Genomic DNA, 21,411 nt, shown 5'->3' on the forward strand with positions numbered 1-21,411 from the left:
GCTGGCACCGTGCCTCCCGTCCGTCTCGTGGGGACGTCAGGCGCGGGCGGAACGCACCCGCTCCGCGAACGCGGCGTGCAGCGGGTGCTGCTCGTCGAGCCCGGTGATCTCGGTCACCACGGCACCGTCGGTCCGGTCGGACCGGAGCAGCGCCTGCAGCTCGACGCTCTGCTCGTCGTCCGCGACGTCGAAGCTCAGCGCCGCGCCCATCGCGTCGAGCAGCGCGGTCGGCTCCGTGCCGTCCTCGGCGAGGGCGGCGGCCGGGGAGACGAACCGCTCGTCGCGGGACAGCTTGCGGAGCGGCTGCCGACCGACGCGGGTCACGGTGTCCGGCAGGTGCGGGTTCTCGAACCGGCCGATGATCGCCTGCACGTAGGCGCGGTGCACCTCGGGGTCGAGCTCGTGCCGGCGGACCAGCAGGTCGCTCGTCTCGGCGAGCACCGACTCGAGCTCGGAGCGGACCGCCGGGATCGCGATGGCGTCGGAGATCTTGTCCGCCCCCGCGAGGAAGCCGTGGTAGGCGACCGTGGCGTGGCCGGTGTTCACCGTGAACAGCTTGCGCTCGATCGAGGCTGCGAGGCCGTCGACGTAGTGCGCACCGGGGATCTCCGGCTCGCTGCCACCGAACGGGGTGCGGTCGATCGCCCACTCGAAGTAGGTCTCCACCGTGACGTCGAGTCCGGCGCCCTCGGGCTGTGCCGGGACGATCCGGTCCACCGCGGTGTTCGCGAACACGGCCTTCGCGAGGGCTCGGTCGCGCACGTCGCTCGGCAGTGCGTCGACGATGAACTCACGGAGGCGGTCCGTCGCGTTGAGGGCGTTCTCGCAGGCCATCACGGCGATCGGCGCGGCGTCGGCGTCGCGCTGCTGCAGTGCGGCGGCGATCACCGGGGCGATGAACTTGAGCACGTTCGGGCCCACGGCGCAGGTGACGATCGACGCCGTCGCGATCTCGGCGACGACGGCGGACTCGTCCTGAGCACTGTTCAGCGCACGGAAGTTCGTGACCTCGTGGTCCCGCGCGTCCGCCCCGACCTCGTGCACGGTGTACGAGTCCGCAGCGGCCAACGCGTCGATGAGCGGGGCGGCGACGTCGGCGAAGACGACCTCGTACCCGGCCTCGTGCAGGAGCAGCCCGACGAAGCCGCGGCCGATGTTCCCCGCGCCGAAGTGGACGGCGGTACCGGTGCTCACTCGTTGACCTCGCCGAGGATCGAGAGGATCGCCGCGGTGTCGGGGGCGTCGGTCAGCTTCTGGACCTCGTCCTCGTCGGAGAACACGATCGCGATCTTCGACAGGATGTCGAGGTGCTCGTTGTTGACGCCCGCGATGCCGACGACGAAGCGCACCGGGTTGCCGTCCCAGTCGATCGGGGTGGCGTAGCGGATGAACGACAGCGCCGAGGACTTGATGGCGTCCTTCGCGTCGTTCGTGCCGTGCGGGATCGCGAGGAAGTTGCCCATGTACGTGGACACGCTCTTCTCACGCTCGAGCATCGCCGGGTAGTAGTCCGCGGTGACCGCGCCTGCAGCCTCGAGGATCTCGGCCGCCTCCTTCATCGCCTCCGACTTGGTCGGCGCGGTGTCCTCGGTGTGGATGCGGATCTGGCTCTCCTGCAGGACGGGCATCGGGGGTTCTCCTTGCTTCGTGACGTGACGTCGTGGACGTGTGGAGGGGACGAGCCGTGGCCCGTCCCCTCCGATACTGCACTGCGTTACTGGTTCTTGAGTTGTTCGACGACCTCGTCGTACTGCGGCGCGTTCATGAAGTTGCCGACGGAGACGTGCTGCGCGTTCGGGTTCTTCTGCTTCGCGCGGTCCGTCAGTTCCTCCTGCGTGATGATGAGGTCCTCGGTGCCGTCGAGGTTCGCGATCGCCTTGTTGACGACCGTGACGCCCTCGATGCCCGCCTTCTTCACCTTGTTGCGGAGGACGCTGGCGCCCATCGCGCTCGACCCCATGCCGGCGTCGCAGGCGAACACGACGTGCTCGACCCGGGTCGCAGTGGTGGTGCCGGAGCCGACACCGCCGAGCGAGGCCTCGGCCTCCTCCTCGTTCGCCGGGGAGTTGTTGCCGAGCAGGCCCGCGGTCGCGGCGTTCACGTCGCGGCCCTTGTTGGCCTGGAGCTTCGCCATCGCGGCGCTCATGTCGCCGCCGCCGTTCGCGAGGTCGCGCTTGCGGCTCGCGATGAGGAAGAAGGACGCCACCGCGAACGTGACCGCCGCGGAGAGCACGACCGACAGGATGACACCGACGTAGCTGTCCTTCGCGGTGGCCGTGAGGACCGCGATGATCGAACCGGGCGACGCCGGGGCGACGAGACCGGAGTGGAAGGCGACGTTGGTCGCGACGCCCGTCGCACCGCCGAGGATGACGGCGATGAACAGGACCGGCTTCTGCAGCACGTACGGGAAGTAGATCTCGTGGATGCCGCCGAAGAACTGGATGAGGATCGCGCCGGGAGCGGTCGAGCGGGCGATGCCGACACCGAAGAAGGTGAAGGCGAGGAGGATGCCGAGACCCGGGCCGGGGTTCGCCTCGAGCAGGAACAGGATGCTCTTGCCGGACTCCTGCACCTGCTGTGCACCGAGCTGGTCGAGCACGCCGTGGTTGATGGCGTTGTTCAGGAAGAACACCTTCGCCGGCTCGATGATGACGCTGGCGAGCGGCAGCAGCGAGCTGTCGACGAGGAACTTCACCGCGGCGCCGAGGCCCTCGGCGATGAGCTTGAACAGCGGCGCGAGCCAGAAGAAGCCGATGAGCGCGAGCGCGAAGCCGAGGATGCCGGCCGCGTAGTTGTTCACGAGCATCTCGAAGCCGGGCCGGATCTTACCGTCCCAGATCTTGTCGATCTGCTTGATCAGGTACGCACCGAGCGGACCGCAGATCATCGCGCCGAGGATCATGATCGTGCCGTTCGCACCGATGATGACGCCCATGGCCATGATCGAACCGACCACGGCACCGCGGGTCTCGTAGACCATCCGGCCACCCTGGAAGGCGATCGCGAGCGGGATGAGGTAGGTCAGGATCGGGCCGACGAGACCGATGTTGGCGACCCCGTTCGTCTCACCGAAGCCGCCGAGGACGCCAACGGGCGTCCAGCCGGTCTCGATGAAGAACGCGGTGATGAGGCCCCACGCGATGAAGATCGCGATGTTGGGCATCACCATGCCGGAGAGGAACGTGCCGAACTTCTGAACGGCGACGCGTGCGCCGCCCCGCGACTTCGCGGGAGCGTCGGGCGCTGCAACGGACGACGTTGTCATGTGCGGTGACTTTCTGTGAGGTGCTGCTGCTGTGTGAGGGGTGGTGCTGGGTCGGGTGGTGCTCGGGGTGGCTCAGGCGGCGTGCACCGCGGCCGCGGCGGACTTCGCGGCCGCCGCCGTGCTCGCGGCGAGTGCCGCCTGTGCCATCTCGCGGGCCTGTTCGAGCGTGTGCTGACCGAGTTCGGCGCGCACGTCGGCCAGGGCCGCGGGGGTCATGGAGAGGGTGGTGGCGCCGAGGCCGACGAGGACGACGGCGAGCAGCGGGTCGGCAGCGGCCTCGCCGCAGATGCCGACGGCCTTGCCCGCGGACGACCCGGCGGTACCGAGCTGCGCGACGAGGCGGAGCACGGCGGGGTGCCACGGGTCCTGGTACGACGCGACGGTGCCGAGCATGCGGTCGGCGGCCATCGTGTACTGGGTGAGGTCGTTCGTGCCGATCGACACGAAGTCGGCGGAGGTGAACACCTGCTCGGCCATCAGCGCGAGCGAGGGGACCTCGGCCATCACGCCGGCGGTGCGGATGCCGAGCTCGCGCGCCAGGTCGACGAAGTACTCGGTCTCCTCGGCGTCGGCGACCATCGGGGCCATCACCCAGAGGTCGGCCTCGGTCTCGGCGTCGGCCTGTGCGAGCGCGGTGAGCTGGTCGCGCAGCACCTCGGGGTGGTTGCGGAGCGCGCGGAGCCCGCGACGGCCGAGGGCCGGGTTCTCCTCGTCCTTGTCGGTGAGGAACGGCAGCGGCTTGTCGGCGCCGGCGTCGAGCGCGCGCACGACGACCTTCTTGCCGGGGAACGCCTCGAGCAGCTGCTTGTAGGACGCCTTCTGCTCGTCGACGGTCGGGGCCTTCGGCGAGTCGAGGAAGAGGAACTCGGTGCGGAAGAGCCCCACGCCCTCCGCACCGAGGGCAACGGCACCCGCGGCGTCGGCGGGGCTGCCGAGGTTCGCGAGCAGGGGCACGGTGTGGCCGTCGGCCAGGGCACCGGCGGTGAGCGGTGCGGCGGCAGCGGCACGACGGTCGGCGATGCGCTGCTCGACGTCGGCGACGAGCTCCGCGGAGGGGTCGGTCACGACGGTGCCGGCTGCGGCGTCGACGACGACGACGGTGCCGTCCGACAGGTCGTCGGCGCCGGTCACGCCGACGATCGCGGTGATGCCCTTGGCGCGGGCCAGGATCGCGGTGTGCGAGGTCGGTCCGCCGTCGCGGGTGACGAGTGCGAGGACCTTGTCGAGGTCGAGGAGTGCGGTGTCGGCCGGCGCGAGGTCGCGGGCGACGAGCACGAAGGGGGTGTCCGACTCGGGGACGCCCGGGGCGTGCACCCCGCGGAGCTTCGCGACGATGCGCTGCGCGACGTCGTCGAGGTCGGCCGCGCGCTCCCCCATGTAGCCGCCCATGCCGACGAGCAGGTCGCGGAACTGCGCGAACGCCTCGTGCACGGCGCGTTCCGGGTTCGTGCCGCCGTCGATGCGGGCGTGCACGTCGTCGAGCAGCGTCGGGTCCTGCGCCATCAGCGCCTGCGCCTCGAGCACGGCCTGGGCGTCGCCGCCGGCGAGCTGCCCGCGCTTGTTGAGGTCCTCCGCCACCGCGGCGATCGCCGAGGCGACGGCCTGCTTCGCGTCGTCCGCCGAGCCCTCGAGCGGTGCGGTGGACGGTTCGCCGAGCGGGTCCGCCATCCGGAGCACGGGGCCGTGGGCGACGCCACGGCCGACGCCGGTTCCGAGCAGTTCGGACATTCGAGACTCCTTCATCTCACACGCGCTTGCGGTGGGGTGGTTCGTTCGGTGCGCAGCAGCACGGAAGGGACCCCGCCCGTGCGGCTTGAGCAGCACCATACCCCGATCCGCGTTGACAAACAAACACATCCGGGGATAAAAATGCAGAAACAGATGCCCGTTTGCGTCTGGCGGCCGATCCGTTCCGGTCGGATCCGCCGAGGACGTGTCCGGTCGTGTCCGTTCCGACCCGACTCCCCCGCCCACCCGACACCCGAAACCCGAAACCCGAGACGACGAGGCCCCGATGTACGCACCCGAGCGCCACCAGCGCATCGTCGAACAGGCGCGTGCCCAGGGCCGGGTCGACGTCAAGGACCTGGCCGAGCTGCTCGAGGTCACACCGGAGACCATCCGCCGCGACCTCACGAGCCTCGAACGCCGTGGCCTCGTCCGACGCGCACACGGGGGCGCGATCCCCGTCGAGCGGATCACCCTGCACCCGGGCGTCGGCGACCGTGGCGGCATCAACCAAGCCGAGAAGATGGTGATCGCAGAGGCCGCACTCGGCGAACTGCCCGAGAACGGCTCCGTGATGATCGACGCCGGGACCTCCACGATCTGCCTCGCCGAGATGCTCCCCACCGACCGCGGTCTCACCGTCGTGACGCACTCCCTGCCGGTGGCGATGGCCGTCGCGAACCGCCCCGGCATCGACCTGCACCTGCTCGGGGGCAACATCCGGAGCGACTCGCTCGCCGGCGTCGGCACGTGGACGCACCAGCTCATCGGGATGGTGAGCGTCGACGTCGCCTTCATCAGCATCAACGGGATCACCCCGGAGCGCGGCCTGACGACGCACAACATGGCCGAGGCCGCCGTGAAGTCCGCCATGATCAAGTCCGCACGACGGAGCATCCTGCTCGCCGACCACACCAAGTTCGGTCGCGAGGAGTTCGGTCGCGTCGCACCGCTCGCCGCGATCGACACGATCATCACCGACCCGGGCGTGAACGCCGACCTCGTCCGCGAGGTCGAGGCCGCCGGCACCGAGGTCTTCTGGCCCGGCCGGGACTGACCGCACACCCCGCCGACCACCCAGCACCCACCCACACCGCGCTCGCTACCATGAGCGCACCACCCATCGACGAGGAGTCAATCGATGTCCGAAGCCACCCGCACCGTCACCGTCGCCAGCGCGTCCGGTCTGCACGCCCGCCCCGCCTCACTCTTCGTCCAGACCGTGACGGCGTCCGGCCACCAGGTCACGATCGCGAAGGGCGACAAGTCCGGGAACGCCGGCAGCATCCTCGCCCTCCTCGGGCTCGGCATCGAGAACGGCGACGAGGTCACGCTCACGGTGAACGGCGACGACGCCGAGACGACCGCGGACAGCCTGGTCGAGTTCCTGAAGACGGACCACGACGCGGCCTGACGCGACCACCGGCGGACGGGAGGCGCGGTGCCGGACGGCACCGCGCCTCCCGTCTGTCCATGGTCGCGTCGCGACCACCGGCGCATGGTGAGCAGGAATGGTCGGCTCGCCCCGCGCAACTCGACCGTTCCTGCTCAGGAAGTACCGCCCGACGGCCCGGCGCGGGCCTGTCCCCGGCCGCCGATAGGGTGTTCTGCATGACACGCCTGCGCCTCGCATCCGTCAACGTGAACGGCGTCCGCGCCGCCTTCCGCAAGGGGATGGGCGACTGGCTCGCCACGCGTGACGTCGACGTGCTGGCCCTGCAGGAGGTCCGTGCGTCGAGCGACGACCTGGCGGCGCTCCTCGGCGACGAGTGGGACATCGTGCACGACCCGGCGACCGCCAAGGGACGCGCCGGCGTCGCGATCGCCTCCCGCCACGGTGCCCACGTGCACCGGGTCGCCCTCGGACCGGACGACTTCGACTCGGCGGGCCGCTGGCTCGAAGCCGACTACGAGATCGGCGGCACCACCGTCACGGTCGTCTCCACGTACGTGCACTCGGGCGAGGTCGACACCCCGAAGCAGGACGAGAAGTGGAAGTTCCTCGACGCGATGACGGAGCGCCTGCCCGAGCTCCGCGAGCACAACCCGCTCGCCGTCGTCGTCGGCGACCTCAACGTCGGGCACGACCAGCGCGACATCAAGAACTGGAAGGGCAACGTCAAGCGGGCGGGCTTCCTGCCCCGTGAGCGTGCCTACTTCTCGCGCTTCTTCGGCGAACAGGGCACCGAGGTCGAGGGCGCCGACGGCTCGACGGGCCCCGGGCTCGGCTGGGTCGACGTCGGGCGTGCGCAGGCCGGCGACGTCGAGGGGCCGTACACGTGGTGGTCCTGGCGCGGCCAGGCGTTCGACAACGACACCGGCTGGCGCATCGACTACCAGATGGCCACGCCCGACCTCGCCGCCACGGTGACGGAGTACACGGTCGACCGCGCCGCGGCGTACGACCAGCGATGGTCCGACCACGCCCCCGTGGTCGTCGACTACGAACTCTGACTTCCCCCGAACGCTCCCCAGCACAGGACTCACCATGACCTCGACCCGCATCTTCTCGGGCATCCAGCCGTCGGCCGGTTCGCTCCACCTCGGCAACTACATCGGCGCGCTCATGCAGTGGAGGACGCTGCTCGACGACCACGACGCCATCTACTGCGTCGTCGACATGCACGCGATCACCTCCCCGCAGGACCCGGCCGAGCTCCGGGCCAACACGCGTGCGACCGCCGCGCAGTACATCGCCTCGGGCATCGACCCGGAGCGGGCCACCCTCTTCGTGCAGTCGCACGTGCCGGCGCACGCCGAGCTCGCGTGGGTGCTGAACACCCTCACCGGGTTCGGTGAGGCCAGCCGGATGACCCAGTTCAAGGACAAGTCGGCGCGCCAGGGCGCCGAGGCCGCCTCGGTCGGGCTCTTCACCTACCCGATCCTGATGGCCGCGGACATCCTGCTCTACGACACGAAGGTCGTCCCGGTCGGCGACGACCAGCGGCAGCACGTCGAACTCACCCGCGACCTCGCCGGACGCTTCAACTCGCGGTTCGGCGACACGTTCGTCGTGCCGGAGGCCCGGATCCTCACGGACACCGCCCGGATCTACGACCTGCAGGACCCGACGAGCAAGATGAGCAAGTCGGCCGCGTCCGACAACGGCCTCATCCGGCTGCTCGACGACCCGAAGCGCACCGCGAAGAAGATCCGTTCGGCCGTCACCGACACCGAGCGCGAGATCCGGGCCGACCGGCAGGCGAAGCCGGGTGTGACGAACCTGCTCTCCATCCTGTCCGCGTTCACCGGCACGCCGGTCGCCGACCTCGAGACCTCGTTCCAGGGCAAGGGCTACGGCGACCTGAAGGGCGAGGTCGCCGATGCCGTGGTGGCCGAGCTCGAGCCGGTGCGTGCCCGCACGCTGGAGCTCCTCGACGACCCGGCCGAGCTGGACCGTCTGCTCGAGGTCGGGGCGGCGCGCGCCGAGTCGATCGCCGAGGCGACCCTGGCGAAGGTCTACGAGCGCATCGGGTTCGTCCCCCGCGCCCGCCGCTGACCCGCCCGCGACGACCGTGCTGCCCGTCACGCTGACGTCCGCCCGGGTGCACCTCGACGTGCCGACCCGGGCGGACACGGCGGCGATCACCGAGGCGTGCCAGGACCCGGCGATCGTGCGTTGGACCACCGTGCCGACGCCGTACACCCCGCGCGACGCGAGCAGGTTCGTCGACGCCCTGGTCGGGCCCGGCTGGGCGTCCGACCGCGAGTACACCTGGGCGATCCGCCGGACGGGGTCGACCTGGCTCGAGGGGGTCATCGGGTACCGCACCGCGGGCCGCGACCTCGGCTTCTGGCTCGCGCCGTCGGCCCGCGGTGCCGGGCTCGTGCACGACGCCGTCGGGCTGGTCGTCGACTGGGCGTTCGAGCAGGGCGCTCCCGACGTGTACTGGGAGTGCTACGTCGGCAACACCGGTTCGGCGAGCGTCGCCCGTGCGGCGGGGTTCTCGTACACCGGGATCGGCGAGGCCCGCATCCCCGGTCGTGACGGCGGGCCGACGTCGGCCTGGCAGGGACTCCGGCGCGCCGACGGCGCCCCCGCGTCGGACCTCCCGTGGCCCGCGGCGTCGTTCGCTGACGGGGGACACGCCGATGACACGTCACCGACCCCGCGCCGGTAGTCTCGGACCGTGACCAGCACACCCGCGCCGACGGCGTCCCCGGCGGAGGTCCGCGCCATGCGCCGCGGCCTCGAACTCGCCGCGCTCGGCCCCGCGGTCGGCGACCACGCCCGGGTCGGGGCGGTCATCCTCTCCCCCGCCGGTGACGTCCTCGCCGAGGGCTGGCACAAGGGCGCCGGCACCCCGCACGCCGAGGTCGACGCGATGGCGAAGTTGCCCGCCGAGGCGCTGCGCGGTGCCACCGCCGTCGTCACGCTCGAACCGTGCAACCACACCGGCCGCACCGGGCCCTGCGCCGTGGCCCTCATCGAGGCCGGCATCGGCCGGGTCGTCTACGCGATCGACGACCCCGGCGCACACGCGCACGGCGGCGCCGACCGGCTCCGCGCGGCGGGCGTCAAGGTCGTCCCGGGGGTCCTCGCGGCCGAGGCCGAGGCGTTCCTCGAACGCTGGCTCCTGTCCGTCCGCCTGGGTCGGCCGTGGGTCACCGTGAAGTGGGCGTCGAGCCTGGACGGTCGAGCGGCCGCCGCCGACGGCACGAGCCAGTGGATCACGGGCACCGCCGCTCGCCAGCACGTCCACGAGCAGCGGGCCGCACACGACGCCGTCCTCGTCGGCACCGGCACCGTGATCGCCGACGACCCGAGCCTCACCGCGCGGGGCGACGCCGGCGAGCTCCTCGCCGACCAGCCGCTGCCCGTGGTGTTCGGCGACCGGCCGGTGCCCCGGGACGCCGCCGTCCGTCGACACCCCCGCGGACTCGTCACGCTGCCCGGCCACGACCTCGCCGCCTCCCTCGGGGCGCTGCGCGACCACGGCGTGCACTCGCTGTTCGTCGAGGGCGGGCCCACCGTCGCCTCGGCGCTCGTCGCGGCGGGCCTCGTCGACGAGTACCTCGTGTACCTCGCCCCGGTGCTGCTCGGCGGTCCGCGCGTCGCCCTCGGTGACGTCGGTGTGGGAAGCATCGGCGAGCGTCGGAAGTTGGACGTACTATCGACCACCAGCCTCGGCCCCGACCTGCTGGTCCGAGCACGACCCCACCGGGCGACCCGGCCGGCGGCGGACGTGCGCGGTGACGCGGGGCCCCAGAACGACCGGAGCACCCCATGACCGACGCACTCACCTCCCCCACGCCCGGGAGCCCGGTCCAGTTCGAGGTGTCCACGAACGTCCCGACGACCCACGGCACCTTCGAGATGCGCGCCTACCGCGACCTCGTGACCAGCGCCGAGCACGTCGCGATCATCGGGACCGGCCCGGACGGCGCCGTACCGCGCGACGGCGCGCTCGTCCGCGTGCACTCGGAGTGCCTGACCGGTGAGGCCTTCGGTTCCCTGAAGTGCGAGTGCGGCCCGCAGCTCGACGCCGCGCTCGACACCATCGCGGCCGAGGGTGGTGTCGTGATCTACCTGCGTGGGCAGGAGGGCCGCGGCATCGGCCTCATCAACAAGCTCAAGGCCTACCGTCTGCAGGAGGACGGCCTGGACACGCTGGACGCGAACCTCGCACTCGGCCTGCCCGCCGACTCCCGCGAGTACGGTGGCGCCGCCGGCATCCTCGCCGACCTCGGCATCACGAGCGTCCGACTGCTCTCGAACAACCCGGAGAAGCGCCGACAGCTCGAGGAGCACGGCATCACGGTCGAGGGCCTCGTGCCGCTCGTCGTCGGGATCTCCGCGCAGAACGCCGCCTACCTCGACACGAAGCGCGACCGGATGGGGCACCAGCTGCCGGCGCACCTCGAGGCAGGCAGCAGCACTCGCGGCTGACCGGACCGCGCGGCGCCGCTCTCGGCGGATTCGCAGGTGCACGACATCTGTCGTACGATGGGGGCTTCCGTCACAAGCGGTCCCACCCCATCCGAACGCACCCGATCGGTGCCCGCGCCACCCTGCGCGAACCGACCTGTGTCCGCCGTCCGGACGACCGCCGCGCTCCCACGAGCGCTCCCCCTCGGAGTCCTCCCACCCCATGTCCGCCGCACCGGCACCCGCATCCCCGAAGACCACCGGCAATCCGCGCTCCCGCGTCGTGATCGCCAGCCTCGTCGGCACCTCCATCGAGTTCTACGACTTCTACGTCTACGCGACCGCTGCCGTCCTCGTCTTCCCGACGCTGTTCTTCCCGAACGAGGACCCCACGGCATCGCAGCTGTCCTCGTTCGTCACCTTCGCGCTCGCGTTCTTCGCGCGTCCGGTCGGGTCGGTCCTCTTCGGCCACTTCGGTGACCGCATCGGCCGCAAGGCGACCCTGGTGGCCTCGCTCCTCGTGATGGGGACCGCGACGTTCCTGATCGGCTGCCTGCCGACGTTCGCGTCGATCGGCATCTGGGCACCGGTGCTGCTGGCCGTGATGCGCTTCGCCCAGGGTGTCGGGCTCGGTGGCGAGTGGTCCGGCGCGGCCCTCCTCGCGACCGAGAACGCACCGAAGGGCAAGCGCGGCGTCTTCGGGTCGATGCCGCAGCTCGGCGCCCCGATCGGCTTCCTGCTCGCCAACGGCCTGTTCATCGCGATCAACGCGGCGATGCCGGCCGGCGCCGACGGCACCCCGAACCCGGACTTCCAGGCCTGGGGCTGGCGCATCCCGTTCCTGCTCTCCGCCGTCCTCGTGATCGTCGGCCTCTACGTGCGGTTCAAGCTCGTCGAGTCCACCGTGTTCCGCGGCGTCCAGGAGTCGGGCACCGTGGCGAAGCTCCCGCTGGCACGCGTGTTCCGCACCTCGTGGAAGCCGCTCATCGTCGGCACCTTCGGCATGGTCGCGACCTACGTGCTCTTCTACTTCATGACGACGTTCACGCTGTCCTACGGCACGACCGGCGCCGAGGCGGGTCCCCTCGTCCCGAAGGTCGGCCTCGGGTACTCCCGCGGCGAGTTCCTCACGCTGCTCATGATCGGCGTCGTGTTCTTCGGCATCTTCACCCCGGTCGCCGGCATCCTGGCGGACCGGTTCGGGCGCCGTCGCACCCTCATCCCGACGACGATCGGCATCGCCCTGTTCGGCCTCACGTTCCAGTTCTGGTTCGCGGCGTCGACCGGGCCGATCACGGTCGTGACGTTCCTCATCGTCGGTCTGTCGCTGATGGGGCTCACCTTCGGGCCGATGGGTGCCCTGCTGCCCGAGCTGTTCCCGACGAACGTCCGGTACACGGGGTCGGCGATCGCGTACAACGTCGCGTCGATCCTCGGGGCGTCGCTCGCCCCGACGATCGCGCTGGCGCTGTGGAAGGCGGACGGGAACATCTTCCTCGTCGGTCTGTACCTGACGATCGCCGCGGTGGTCACCCTCGTCGCACTGCTGTTCGTCCGCGAGACGAAGGGCACCGGGCTCGACGAGGCGGACCGGTCGGGCGCGCCGGACGCGGCCCCGGCGGACGTCCGCGCGTAACGCGCGTTCCTGACGGACGGGAGGCGCGGTGCCGGCTGGTACCGCGCCTCCCGTCCGTCCTGTTCCTGCCCGTCGCACCGACCCGGAACGACGATGTCGACGTCGTCCGACGTCGGACTCGTCGTTCCGAGTCCGCACGTCAACTCAGGTTGACACATGTCGGTGCGTCAATGTAGGTTGACACACGTGGATCGACCGACCATCACGAGCCTCGCCGCGGGAGCCTCCGGAGACGACCCGTTCTCCGCCCTCGCCAGCGTGCGCGAACTCCGCCGCGAGCTCGACCGGACCGAAGAGCTCGCCGCACGCCGCGCTCGGAACGCCGGCGCCTCGTGGCAGGAGATCGCGACGCTGCTCGGCGTCAGTCGCCAGGCAGTGCACAAGAAGTACGGCAGAAACTAGGAACACGATGAGTCTCCCCTTCGCGCGACCCAAGAAGACCGACGGCCCCCGGGCCAGCTTCGGTCGGCTGCTGGGCTACCTGTTCGAGAACAAGCCCGCGATGGTCGTGATCATCGTGCTGAGCGTCCTCGGCGCCGGTGCGTCCCTCGCGCAGCCGCTGCTCGTGAACCAGGTGGTCACGGCGGTGCAGCACGGCAACACGCTCAGCATGCTCGTGTGGGCGCTCGTGGCCCTCGTGCTCGTGTCCGGCATCCTCAACGGCGTCCAGCACTTCCTGCTCCAGCGCGCGGGTGAGGGCGTCGTGCTCTCCACACGCCGCAAGCTCATCGCACGCATCCTCAACCTGCCGATCTCCGAGTTCGACACCCGTCGCACCGGTGACCTCGTGTCCCGGGTCGGCAGCGACACGACCCTGCTCCGCGCAGTGCTCACGCAGGGGCTCATCGAGTCGATCGGCGGCGCGCTGACCTTCATCGGTGCGGTCATCGCGATGGCGATCATCGACCCGCTGCTCCTCGGCATCACGGTCGTCATCGTGCTCGTCGCCATCGTCGTCGTGGGTGGCCTGAGCCGCCGGATCCGCATCGCGTCGAAGAAGGCGCAGGAGAAGGTCGGCGACCTCACCGCCGCGGTCGAGCGCGGCATCGGCGCCGTGCGCACCATCCGCGCCGCCGGGGCCACCGAGCGCGAGGTCGGCGAGGTCGACGGCCACGCGACCGAGGCCTACCGGCGCGGTCTCGACATCGCGAAGATGTCGGCGTTCGTCGTCCCCGTCGCGAGCATCGTCATGCAGGTGGCGTTCATCGCCGTGCTCGGCGTCGGTGGCGCCCAGGTCGCCGCGGGCACGATCACGATCGCGACGCTGATCACGTTCATCCTGCTGCTCTTCATGATGATCATGCCCCTCGGCCAGGCCATGGGCGCGGTCGTGGCCGTCGCCCAGGCACTCGGCGCACTCGGTCGCATCGAGGAGATCCTGCACCTCCCGACCGAGGCGCAGGACGACGGGGCCGTCCGGACCGCGGCCGCCGTCGAGACCGACGACGCCATCACCTTCGAGCACGTGACGTTCCGGTACGCGTCGTCGCCGGACACCAACGCCGCCGGCGCCGAGGACCAGGCCGTGCTCCACGACGTCTCCTTCCGGGTGCCGCGCGGGTCGCGGGTCGCCCTGGTGGGCCCGTCGGGTGCCGGCAAGTCCACCACCCTGGCGCTCATCGAACGGTTCTACGACCCGACCGACGGCGTGATCCGGCTCGGCGGCGTCGACGTCCGCGGGCTCGACCGTGCCGAGCTCCGCGGGCAGATCGGCTACGTCGAACAGGACGCCCCGGTACTGGCCGGCACGATCCGGGCGAACCTCCTGCTCGGGTCACCGGACGCCACCGAGGACGACTGCGTCCGGGTGCTCGAGGCCGTGAACCTCGGCGAGGTCCTGCACCGCGACCCCCGCGGGCTCGACGCCCAGGTCGGCGAGGACGGCGTCATGCTGTCCGGCGGCGAACGGCAGCGCCTCGCGATCGCCCGCGCACTGCTGGCTGCACCCCCGATCCTGCTCCTCGACGAGTCGACGTCGTCCCTCGACGGGGTGAACGAGCAGAAGATGCGGCTCGCCATCGACGCCGTCGCCGAGGACCGCACGCTGCTCGTCATCGCGCACCGGCTCTCCACCGTGGTCGACTCGGACGTCATCGTCGTGCTCGAGCACGGACGGGTCGTCGGGGTCGGCACCCACTCGGAGCTCGTCGAGACCACGCCGCTGTACCGCGACCTGGCGAAGCACCAGCTGCTGGTCTGAGACCGGGGCGTCCCCGGCCGGCGCAGGCGGTCGGCCGGGGCCGGCGGCCGACCGGGGCCGGCGGCCGGTCTGCTCAGGCGGCGAAGGGGTCCGGCGTCAGCACGTAGACGGTCTCGAGGTACTCCTCGATGCCCTCGTGCGACCCCTCGCGGCCGAGTCCGGAGGACTTCACGCCACCGAACGGGAACGCCGCGTTCGACACGACGCCGGTGTTCAGCCCGAGCATCCCCGTCTCGAGCCGCTCGGCCAGGCGCTGCCCCCGCCGGAAGTCCTCGGTGTAGGCGTACGCGACCAGCCCGAACTCGGTGTCGTTCGCGAGCCGGATGCCCTCCTCCTCGGTGGCGAACCGGGTGATCGAGACCACGGGGCCGAAGATCTCCGTGGTCAGGATCTCCGAGCCGGGCCGGACCCCGTCGAGGACGGTCGGTGCGTAGTAGGTCCCCGGACGGTCCACCCGCTGTCCGCCCGTGACCAGTCGGGCGCCGCGAGAGACGGCGTCGTCGACGAGCCGAGCGGCCTTGTCGACGGCACGGTCGTCGATGAGCGGCCCCATCGTGGTGCCCTCCTCGCTCCCCCGGCCGATGCGCAGGGCGTCGACCTTCGCGGTGAGCGCCGCCGTGAAGGCGTCCGCGATGCCCTCCTGCACGAAGAACCGGTTGGCGGCGGTGCAGGCCTCGCCGACGTTGCGGAACTTCGCGAGCATCGCAGCAGCGACCGCGGTGTCGAGGTCGGCGTCGTCGAAGACCAGGAGCGGGGCGTTGCCGCCGAGTTCCATGCTCGTCTTCAGCACGTTGTCGGCGGCCTGCTTCAGGAGCGCCGAGCCGACGGGCGTCGACCCGGTGAAGGTCAGCTTGCGGAGCCGGCGGTCCGCGATGATCGGCTCCGACAGGGCCTTCGCGTCGAGCGACGGCACGACGTTCAGCACGCCGTCGGGCAGCCCCGCCCGACGGAACAGCTCGACGAGGAACAGCGTGGTCAGCGGGGTGAGCTCGGCGGGCTTCACGACGACGGTGCAGCCGGCCGCGAGTGCGGGCCCGATCTTCCGGGTCGCCATCGCGAGCGGGAAGTTCCACGGCGTGATCGCGTACACGGGTCCGACCGGGCGCTTCAGCACGATCGCGCGTCCGGTGCCCTCCGGGTTGGTGCGGTAGTCGCCGCCGATGCGGACGGCCTCCTCGGAGAACCAGCGGAGGAACTCGTTGCCGTACGTGACCTCGCCGCGCGCCTCGGCGAGCGGCTTGCCCATCTCGAGCGTCATCAGCGCGGCGAGGTCCTCGGTGTGCTCCCGCACGAGGTCGAAGGCGGCCCGGAGCAGGTCCGAGCGCTGCCGGGGCGGGGTGGCCGCCCAGTCGTCCTGCGCCGCCACCGCGGCGTCCAGGGCCGCGATGCCGTCCGCCGGTGTGGCGTCGGCGACCTCGGCGAGCACCTCGCCCGTCGAGGGGTCACGGACGGGGAACGTGGCACCGCCGGACGCTGCCCGCCAGCTGCCGCCGATGAAGAGGCCGGTGGGGACGCCGTCGACGGAGACGATGTCGTCCGCGACCGTCGTGGTGAGCGCGGTCGTGGGGGTCGTGGTGTCGGTCACAGTACTGCTCCTCCGGGGTTCGCGAGCCCCTCGTCCATGTCGCTGCGGTCGACGTGCACGCCGGCCGCTCGCAGTTCCTCGAGCGCCCGGGCGCTCGCCTCCGGGTCGACCCCGGCGACCAGGTCCTCGTAGACGGCGACGTCGTAGCCGGCAGCCAGGGCGTCGGAGGCCGACGCGCGGACGCAGTGGTCGGTGGTCAGGCCGATGACGTCGACCGTGGTGACGTGGTGGGCCGTCAGCAGGTCGGGCAGCAGCACGCCGTCCTCGGTCTGCGCTTGGAACGCCGAGTAGTCCGGACGTCCCTGCCCCTTGAAGACGTCGACGTCGACGAACTCGGTGTCGAGGTCGGGGCTGTACTCCGCGCCCGGGGTGCCGGCGACGCAGTGCACCGGCCACGTCTGCACGAAGTCCGGCCCCTCCGCCCCGGCGAAGTGCCCGCCGTTGTCGTCGTCGCCGTGGTGCCAGTCCCGCGAACCGACCACGAGGTCGTACTCGTCCTCGGCGTGGCGGTGGAGGAACGCCGTGATGCGCGCGGCGAGTGCGCTCCCGCCGGCGACCGCGAGCGCGCCGTCCTCGGTGAAGTCGTTCTGGACGTCGACGATGAGGAGTGCCCTGGCCATGCGGCCATCCAACACCCGCAGGCTCAGGACCCGGTGAGCTTGCTCCCGCACGAGTAGGTGGCGGCGGTGACCGCGTCGAGCGCCGGGAGCGCAGCCGCCCGCGACGACCCGATCGCGTAGAAGGCGAACGTCAGGCGGGACCCGTCCGCGGCGTCGATGTACCCGCCGAGGGTGTTCGCACTGTCGATCCACCCGGTCTTCGCGTGCACCTTGCCCCGGGCGACCGCGTTCGCCCCGGTGAACCGGCTGGCGAGCGTTCCGGACTGCCCGGACACCGGCAGCGCGTCCGCGAGCGTGCCGAGGCCCTTCGCCCCCTCCTGCACCTGCACCATGAGGTGGGCGACGAAGTTCGGCGAGACGGCGTTCGCCGCGCTCTCGCCCGAGCCGTCCTTGATGACGATGCCGGACGGGTCCACGCCGTACGACTTCAGGGCGGCCTGGTAGACGGACGTCAGGGACGCCGCGGACCCGTTCGCTCCGGACTCCTTCGACGAGATCCGCGCAAGCATCTCGGCGAGCGTGTTGTCCGAGTTCGGGATCATCTGGCCGATCAGCGTCGACACCGGCTGCGACGACACGGTGGCGATCGTGTCCGTGCTCGTCGTCGCCCGCTTGACGACCTGCGCGTTCGCCGCTCCGACGACCCCGGCGTTCGCGAGCGCCGTGCGGAAGAGCGCTCCGGCCCGGCCGACCGGGTCGGTGGACCGGGGCGACGTCGCGGCACCGGGGTTCGCGCGGTCGCCGTCGACCATCAGGGCGGTGACGTTCGGCTGGTACCCGATCGTCCGTTCACTGACGGGCCAGGTCGGGTCCCACGCGTCGGCGTCGTTCCAGTAGGTGTCGTCCGTGACGATGGTGGTGACCGGCGTGTCACCGAGCTTCGCCTTGACCTGCTGGGCGAGCTGGCCGAGCGTCGGTGCACCCGGGTACACCGTGGCACCGCCGGCCGAGAGCGTGGCGTCGCCGTGGCCGACGAGCGCGATGGTCCCGCCGGCCTCCTTCGTCACGGTCGTCGGGATGCGGTGGTCCCCGCCGAGCACGGCCAATGCGGTCGCCGTGGTGAGGGTCTTCATGACGCTTCCGGTCTGCGCGGCCTTGTCACCGTTCCGCGAGAACAGGACCTCACCGGTCTTCGCGTTCATCACGTAGCCCTCGAACGCACCGAGCCCGCTGGCGGACGCCGCGGAGGTGATGGTGCAGGACCGCAGCGCCGACGGTCCGGCGACGTCCTTCGGCACGGTGCGCCCGGTCGGCGTCGGGGTGCTCTCCGGTGTCGCCGCCGAGGACGCGGAGGGCGTCGCGGAGGTGGTCGCGCCCGCCACCGCGCGCGCGGAACTGCGCGGCTCGGGCATGGTCGCCGCCGCGACCGCGACGGCACCGCCGGAACCGAGCACGAGGACCGCTGCGAGACCGCCGGCGATCCACGGGACCGGGCGACGTGCGACGGAGGCGCGGAACGACGTGAGCGCGTCGCGGAGGCGATCCGGGACGGAGCGCGGTGAGGGCTGCTGGTCGGACATCGCGAACGATCCTACGGAACTGCGGGAGGAGCCTCCAGGCCTGCGACCGAACTCGTCGGTCCCGACTCAGTCGGCGTCGGCCGCGTAGCGGACCCCCACCTGACGGCGCGCCTCGTCCATGAGGGCCATGATCGCGACGGTCTCCTCGGGGTCCATCGGACCGCCCTCGTGGGTCCCGGAGGCGATCATCGCCTCGAACGCGCGGACCTCGTGCGCGTACCCCGTGAGCTCCTCACGCCCGTCGAACTCCTCGACGACCACGCCGTCCCGGTCGCGGAGCCGCCAGGTCGTCGGCGTGAACCACGTCGAGTCGAGGTCGATGCGGCCCGCCTCGCCGATCACCGACGCGGTGTTCGGACTGCGGAGGTCGAGCCCGAAGTGCAGCACGGACTGGGTGCCGCCCTCGTGGGTGAGCACCAGGCCCATCTGCGTGTCCACGCCCTGGTCGCTCAGCGTCCCGGCCGCCACGACCGACGTCGGCACACCGAGCACGTCGACGGCGAACGAGATCGGGTAGATGCCGAGGTCGAGCATCGCGCCACCGCCGAGCGCCGGGTCGTTCAGCCGGTGCGACGGGTCGCTCGGCAGTGCCTGGTGGTGCGTCGCCTCGACGAGCCGGACCCGGCCGATCCGCCCCTCGGCGACGAGCTCCCGGATCATCGACATCTGCGGGAGGAAGCGGGTCCACATCGCCTCCATCACGGCGACGTCGGCGCGCCGAGCGGCATCGACCACCCGTCGGGCCTCGGCCGCGGTGATCGTGAAGGCCTTCTCGACGAGGACGTGCTTCCCCGCCCCGATGGCGAGCAGGGCGCCCTCGGCGTGCCGGGAGTGCGGTGTGGCGACGTACACGGCGTCCACGGTGTCGTCGGCGACGAGTTCCTCGTACGACCCGTACGACCGGGGGATGCCGAACTCGGACGCGAACGCGGCGGCGCGGTCCGCCGTGCGACTGCCGACCGCGACGAACTCGATGCCCGCAGCGGTGCAGTCCCCCACGAAGGACCGGGCGATGCCGCCTGTGCCGATGACTCCCCAGCGAACCGTCATGCCCCCCTGTCTACCAGCGGGCTGTTCCCTGGACCCCCTGTCCGCCCGCAGCACTTTGGTATGGACTCCACGGCGGATTGCCAGCTAGCGTGCTGCCACATCCCCCGTTCGGGGGCATCCCCTCCACGAGAAGGTCTCCATGCGCCGATCCGTCCTGTCCGTCGTCGCCACCAGCGCCGCGATCGTCCTCACGTCCACCCTCGTCGGTGTCACCCCGGCGAACGCGCACGGTTGGGGGCCCCCAGGACACACGCCCGGGCACTCGAGCGATGCCGGACTGACCCCGAGGACGCACTTCACGATGGCCGCCGACGGATCGTCCGGTGCCACCCAGGGCGGTGAGGGCATCCCGAACATCGACTCCGTGAAGAAGACCATCGCGACGTACTACGGCGACCCCGGCACCGGCATCGCGAACCGCACCGACTCCCCGTACATCCGCGAGATGCAGTCCGTCGTCGCTCGCCAGAGCGCCGGACTCCAGCGCATCCACGACCAGGCCGTGCGCCGCGGCGAGAAGCCGGCCATCGTGCTCGACGCCGACGACACCACGCTGTGGACCTACGACATGGAGGTCGCGGACATGCACTTCGTCTTCGACCCCGCCCGACAGGACGAGTGGGTCCAGGACGAACGTTTCCCCGCCGTCCCGTCGATGGTCGGGTTCGTGAACCGCGCCCAGGCGATGGGCTTCACCGTCTTCGGGCTCACCGGCCGGAACGACGACCAGAAGACCGCGACCGTGCAGAACCTGGCGAAGGTCGGGTACACCGCCTTCACGCAGGACCGCTTCTTCACGAAGTGGACCGGTGTCGGCGCATCCCAGCAGCCGTCGTACATCACCTGCGCCACCGCGAAGTGCACGACCGTCGAGTACAAGGCCCTCACGCGCAAGCACATCGAGCAGGACCTCGGCTACGACATCACCCTGAACATCGGCGACCAGTGGAGCGACCTGCAGGGCGGCTACGCCGACCGGTCGGTGAAGCTGCCGAACCCCACCTACTACCTCCCCTCCGCGGACCTGCCCGGCGTCTCCGAGCCGCGCCTCACCCCGCGCACGCAGTTCACGATGGCCGCCGACGGTTCGTCCGGTGCCGCCCAGGGCGGCGAGGGCATCCCGAACATCGACTCCGTGAAGAAGACCATCGCGACGTACTACGGCGACCCGGGCACCGGCATCGCGGACAAGACCGACTCCCCGTACATCCGCGAGATGCGGTCCATCGTGCGGAAGCAGGCGCCGGTCGTCGCAGCGCAGTGCTTCGTCGCGTCGAAGCAGCACCGCAACCCCGCGATCGTGCTCGACGCCGACGACACCACGCTGTGGACCTACGACATGGAGGTCGCGGACATGCACTTCGTCTTCGACCCCGCACTCCAGGACGAGTGGGTCCAGGACGAACGCTTCCCCGCGACACCGTCGATGACGTCGCTCGTCTCCGTCGCGCAGCGCGCCGGCTGCACCATCATCGGGTTGACCGGCCGCAACGACGACCAGAAGACCGCCACCATCGCGAACCTCAACGCGGTCGGTTACCCGCAGTTCGCCGAGACCACCCGTGGCACGCAGACGTACTACACGAAGTGGACCGGCGTGGGCGCGTCCCAGCAGCCGTCGTACATCACCTGCGCGACCGCGAAGTGCACGACCGTCGAGTACAAGTCGCAGACCCGCGCGCACATCGAGTCGCGTGCCGGCGGACGCTACGACGTCGTCGCGAACTTCGGTGACCAGTACAGCGACCTGCTCGGCGGGTCGGCTGACCGGAGCGTGAAGCTGCCGAACCCGACGTACTACCTGCCCTGAGCGGCTGGGCCCGGTGCCGACACCGGGCTCGGTGCCGGTGCCGGGCTCAGTGCCAGTGCCGGTGCCGGTGCCGGTGCCCGATCCGGCACCGGTCCGGGAACGGCGAAAGCCCCGGTCGGGTTCCT

Annotated in this window: 18 protein-coding genes and 1 pseudogene; 11 read left to right on the forward strand and 8 right to left on the reverse strand. The window is 71.1% G+C overall.

Features of this window, described 5'->3' with window-relative positions; translation table 11 throughout:
- Window positions 1-36: 36 nt before the first annotated feature.
- The 4 genes from ACRQ4B_RS14175 to ptsP form a co-directional block, all read right to left on the reverse strand.
- Window positions 37-1,194, reverse strand: coding sequence for a mannitol-1-phosphate 5-dehydrogenase (locus ACRQ4B_RS14175; RefSeq protein WP_439692062.1), 1,158 nt, complete (start codon window positions 1,192-1,194; stop codon window positions 37-39).
- Entirely contained in the window at window positions 1,191-1,628 is a 438-nt protein-coding gene (locus tag ACRQ4B_RS14180; RefSeq protein ID WP_022907882.1) for a PTS sugar transporter subunit IIA, read from the reverse strand. The genes ACRQ4B_RS14175 and ACRQ4B_RS14180 overlap by 4 nt, the downstream gene beginning before the upstream one ends.
- 86 nt (window positions 1,629-1,714) lie before the next feature.
- The gene (locus ACRQ4B_RS14185) at window positions 1,715-3,268 is read right to left on the reverse strand and encodes a PTS mannitol transporter subunit IICB (RefSeq protein ID WP_439692063.1); all 1,554 of its coding nucleotides are present in this window, start codon (window positions 3,266-3,268) and stop codon (window positions 1,715-1,717) included.
- Window positions 3,269-3,340: 72 nt separating this feature from the next.
- Entirely contained in the window at window positions 3,341-4,996 is a 1,656-nt protein-coding gene (gene ptsP, locus ACRQ4B_RS14190; RefSeq protein ID WP_439692064.1) for a phosphoenolpyruvate--protein phosphotransferase, read from the reverse strand.
- Between the two features lie 286 nt (window positions 4,997-5,282).
- On the opposite strand from ptsP, the gene ACRQ4B_RS14195 reads away from it, so the two are divergent.
- The 10 genes and pseudogenes from ACRQ4B_RS14195 to ACRQ4B_RS14240 all read left to right on the forward strand — a co-directional run bounded on the left by ACRQ4B_RS14195 (window position 5,283) and on the right by ACRQ4B_RS14240 (window position 14,701).
- A complete protein-coding gene (locus tag ACRQ4B_RS14195; RefSeq protein ID WP_071303090.1) occupies window positions 5,283-6,053 on the forward strand; it encodes a DeoR/GlpR family DNA-binding transcription regulator in 771 nt (256 codons plus the stop codon).
- Window positions 6,054-6,137: 84 nt separating this feature from the next.
- The gene (locus ACRQ4B_RS14200; RefSeq protein ID WP_070418429.1) at window positions 6,138-6,410 is read left to right on the forward strand and encodes an HPr family phosphocarrier protein; all 273 of its coding nucleotides are present in this window, start codon (window positions 6,138-6,140) and stop codon (window positions 6,408-6,410) included.
- A gap of 197 nt (window positions 6,411-6,607) precedes the next feature.
- On the forward strand, window positions 6,608-7,450 hold the full coding sequence (locus tag ACRQ4B_RS14205) for an exodeoxyribonuclease III (protein ID WP_439692065.1): 843 nt from the start codon (window positions 6,608-6,610) through the stop codon (window positions 7,448-7,450).
- A gap of 34 nt (window positions 7,451-7,484) precedes the next feature.
- Window positions 7,485-8,495 (forward strand): tryptophan--tRNA ligase, encoded by a 1,011-nt coding sequence (gene trpS / locus ACRQ4B_RS14210; protein WP_439692066.1) that lies wholly within the window; start codon window positions 7,485-7,487, stop codon window positions 8,493-8,495.
- Between the two features lie 16 nt (window positions 8,496-8,511).
- Window positions 8,512-9,117 (forward strand): GNAT family N-acetyltransferase, encoded by a 606-nt coding sequence (locus ACRQ4B_RS14215; protein ID WP_439692067.1) that lies wholly within the window; start codon window positions 8,512-8,514, stop codon window positions 9,115-9,117.
- A 57-nt stretch (window positions 9,118-9,174) separates the two neighbouring features.
- Entirely contained in the window at window positions 9,175-10,227 is a 1,053-nt protein-coding gene (gene ribD / locus ACRQ4B_RS14220; protein WP_439694404.1) for a bifunctional diaminohydroxyphosphoribosylaminopyrimidine deaminase/5-amino-6-(5-phosphoribosylamino)uracil reductase RibD, read from the forward strand.
- A pseudogene (gene ribA, locus ACRQ4B_RS14225) lies at window positions 10,215-10,886 on the forward strand (GTP cyclohydrolase II); the annotation flags it as partial. The gene ribD and the pseudogene ribA, both read left to right, overlap by 13 nt.
- Before the next feature lie 202 nt (window positions 10,887-11,088).
- On the forward strand, window positions 11,089-12,501 hold the full coding sequence (locus ACRQ4B_RS14230) for an MFS transporter (protein ID WP_439692068.1): 1,413 nt from the start codon (window positions 11,089-11,091) through the stop codon (window positions 12,499-12,501).
- A gap of 186 nt (window positions 12,502-12,687) precedes the next feature.
- Entirely contained in the window at window positions 12,688-12,903 is a 216-nt protein-coding gene (locus ACRQ4B_RS14235; protein ID WP_092095498.1) for a hypothetical protein, read from the forward strand.
- A gap of 7 nt (window positions 12,904-12,910) precedes the next feature.
- The gene (locus tag ACRQ4B_RS14240; protein ID WP_439692069.1) at window positions 12,911-14,701 is read left to right on the forward strand and encodes an ABC transporter ATP-binding protein; all 1,791 of its coding nucleotides are present in this window, start codon (window positions 12,911-12,913) and stop codon (window positions 14,699-14,701) included.
- A gap of 73 nt (window positions 14,702-14,774) precedes the next feature.
- Here the strand turns inward: ACRQ4B_RS14240 and ACRQ4B_RS14245 are convergent, their stop codons facing one another.
- The 4 genes from ACRQ4B_RS14245 to ACRQ4B_RS14260 all read right to left on the reverse strand — a co-directional run bounded on the left by ACRQ4B_RS14245 (window position 14,775) and on the right by ACRQ4B_RS14260 (window position 19,476).
- Window positions 14,775-16,232 carry an NAD-dependent succinate-semialdehyde dehydrogenase gene (locus ACRQ4B_RS14245; RefSeq protein ID WP_439694405.1) on the reverse strand — a complete coding sequence of 486 codons (1,458 nt, stop codon included), beginning with the start codon at window positions 16,230-16,232 and terminating at the stop codon, window positions 14,775-14,777.
- 50 nt (window positions 16,233-16,282) lie between these two features.
- The gene (locus ACRQ4B_RS14250; RefSeq protein ID WP_439692070.1) at window positions 16,283-16,906 is read right to left on the reverse strand and encodes an isochorismatase family protein; all 624 of its coding nucleotides are present in this window, start codon (window positions 16,904-16,906) and stop codon (window positions 16,283-16,285) included.
- 23 nt (window positions 16,907-16,929) lie between these two features.
- Window positions 16,930-18,426 carry a D-alanyl-D-alanine carboxypeptidase/D-alanyl-D-alanine endopeptidase gene (gene dacB / locus ACRQ4B_RS14255; protein WP_439692071.1) on the reverse strand — a complete coding sequence of 499 codons (1,497 nt, stop codon included), beginning with the start codon at window positions 18,424-18,426 and terminating at the stop codon, window positions 16,930-16,932.
- A 66-nt stretch (window positions 18,427-18,492) separates the two neighbouring features.
- Window positions 18,493-19,476 (reverse strand): Gfo/Idh/MocA family protein, encoded by a 984-nt coding sequence (locus tag ACRQ4B_RS14260; protein WP_439692072.1) that lies wholly within the window; start codon window positions 19,474-19,476, stop codon window positions 18,493-18,495.
- Window positions 19,477-19,615: 139 nt separating this feature from the next.
- Between ACRQ4B_RS14260 and ACRQ4B_RS14265 the strand changes: the two genes are divergently transcribed.
- Window positions 19,616-21,286 carry an HAD family acid phosphatase gene (locus ACRQ4B_RS14265; protein ID WP_439692073.1) on the forward strand — a complete coding sequence of 557 codons (1,671 nt, stop codon included), beginning with the start codon at window positions 19,616-19,618 and terminating at the stop codon, window positions 21,284-21,286.
- Window positions 21,287-21,411: the final 125 nt, after the last annotated feature.

Origin of the sequence: Curtobacterium sp. SP.BCo, from assembly GCF_051903265.1 — a bacterium.
Classification (GTDB): domain Bacteria; phylum Actinomycetota; class Actinomycetes; order Actinomycetales; family Microbacteriaceae; genus Curtobacterium.

Coding starts and splice junctions, on each gene's coding strand:
- ACRQ4B_RS14180 (WP_022907882.1), bottom strand. CDS start 1,628: ATGCCCGTCCTGCAGGAGAGCCAGATCCGCATCCACACCGAGGACACC.
- ACRQ4B_RS14185 (WP_439692063.1), bottom strand. CDS start 3,268: ATGACAACGTCGTCCGTTGCAGCGCCCGACGCTCCCGCGAAGTCGCGG.
- ptsP (WP_439692064.1), bottom strand. CDS start 4,996: ATGTCCGAACTGCTCGGAACCGGCGTCGGCCGTGGCGTCGCCCACGGC.
- ACRQ4B_RS14195 (WP_071303090.1), top strand. CDS start 5,283: ATGTACGCACCCGAGCGCCACCAGCGCATCGTCGAACAGGCGCGTGCC.
- ACRQ4B_RS14200 (WP_070418429.1), top strand. CDS start 6,138: ATGTCCGAAGCCACCCGCACCGTCACCGTCGCCAGCGCGTCCGGTCTG.
- ACRQ4B_RS14205 (WP_439692065.1), top strand. CDS start 6,608: ATGACACGCCTGCGCCTCGCATCCGTCAACGTGAACGGCGTCCGCGCC.
- trpS (WP_439692066.1), top strand. CDS start 7,485: ATGACCTCGACCCGCATCTTCTCGGGCATCCAGCCGTCGGCCGGTTCG.
- ribD (WP_439694404.1), top strand. CDS start 9,175: ATGCGCCGCGGCCTCGAACTCGCCGCGCTCGGCCCCGCGGTCGGCGAC.
- ACRQ4B_RS14230 (WP_439692068.1), top strand. CDS start 11,089: ATGTCCGCCGCACCGGCACCCGCATCCCCGAAGACCACCGGCAATCCG.
- ACRQ4B_RS14240 (WP_439692069.1), top strand. CDS start 12,911: ATGAGTCTCCCCTTCGCGCGACCCAAGAAGACCGACGGCCCCCGGGCC.
- ACRQ4B_RS14250 (WP_439692070.1), bottom strand. CDS start 16,906: ATGGCCAGGGCACTCCTCATCGTCGACGTCCAGAACGACTTCACCGAG.
- dacB (WP_439692071.1), bottom strand. CDS start 18,426: ATGTCCGACCAGCAGCCCTCACCGCGCTCCGTCCCGGATCGCCTCCGC.
- ACRQ4B_RS14260 (WP_439692072.1), bottom strand. CDS start 19,476: ATGACGGTTCGCTGGGGAGTCATCGGCACAGGCGGCATCGCCCGGTCC.
- ACRQ4B_RS14265 (WP_439692073.1), top strand. CDS start 19,616: ATGCGCCGATCCGTCCTGTCCGTCGTCGCCACCAGCGCCGCGATCGTC.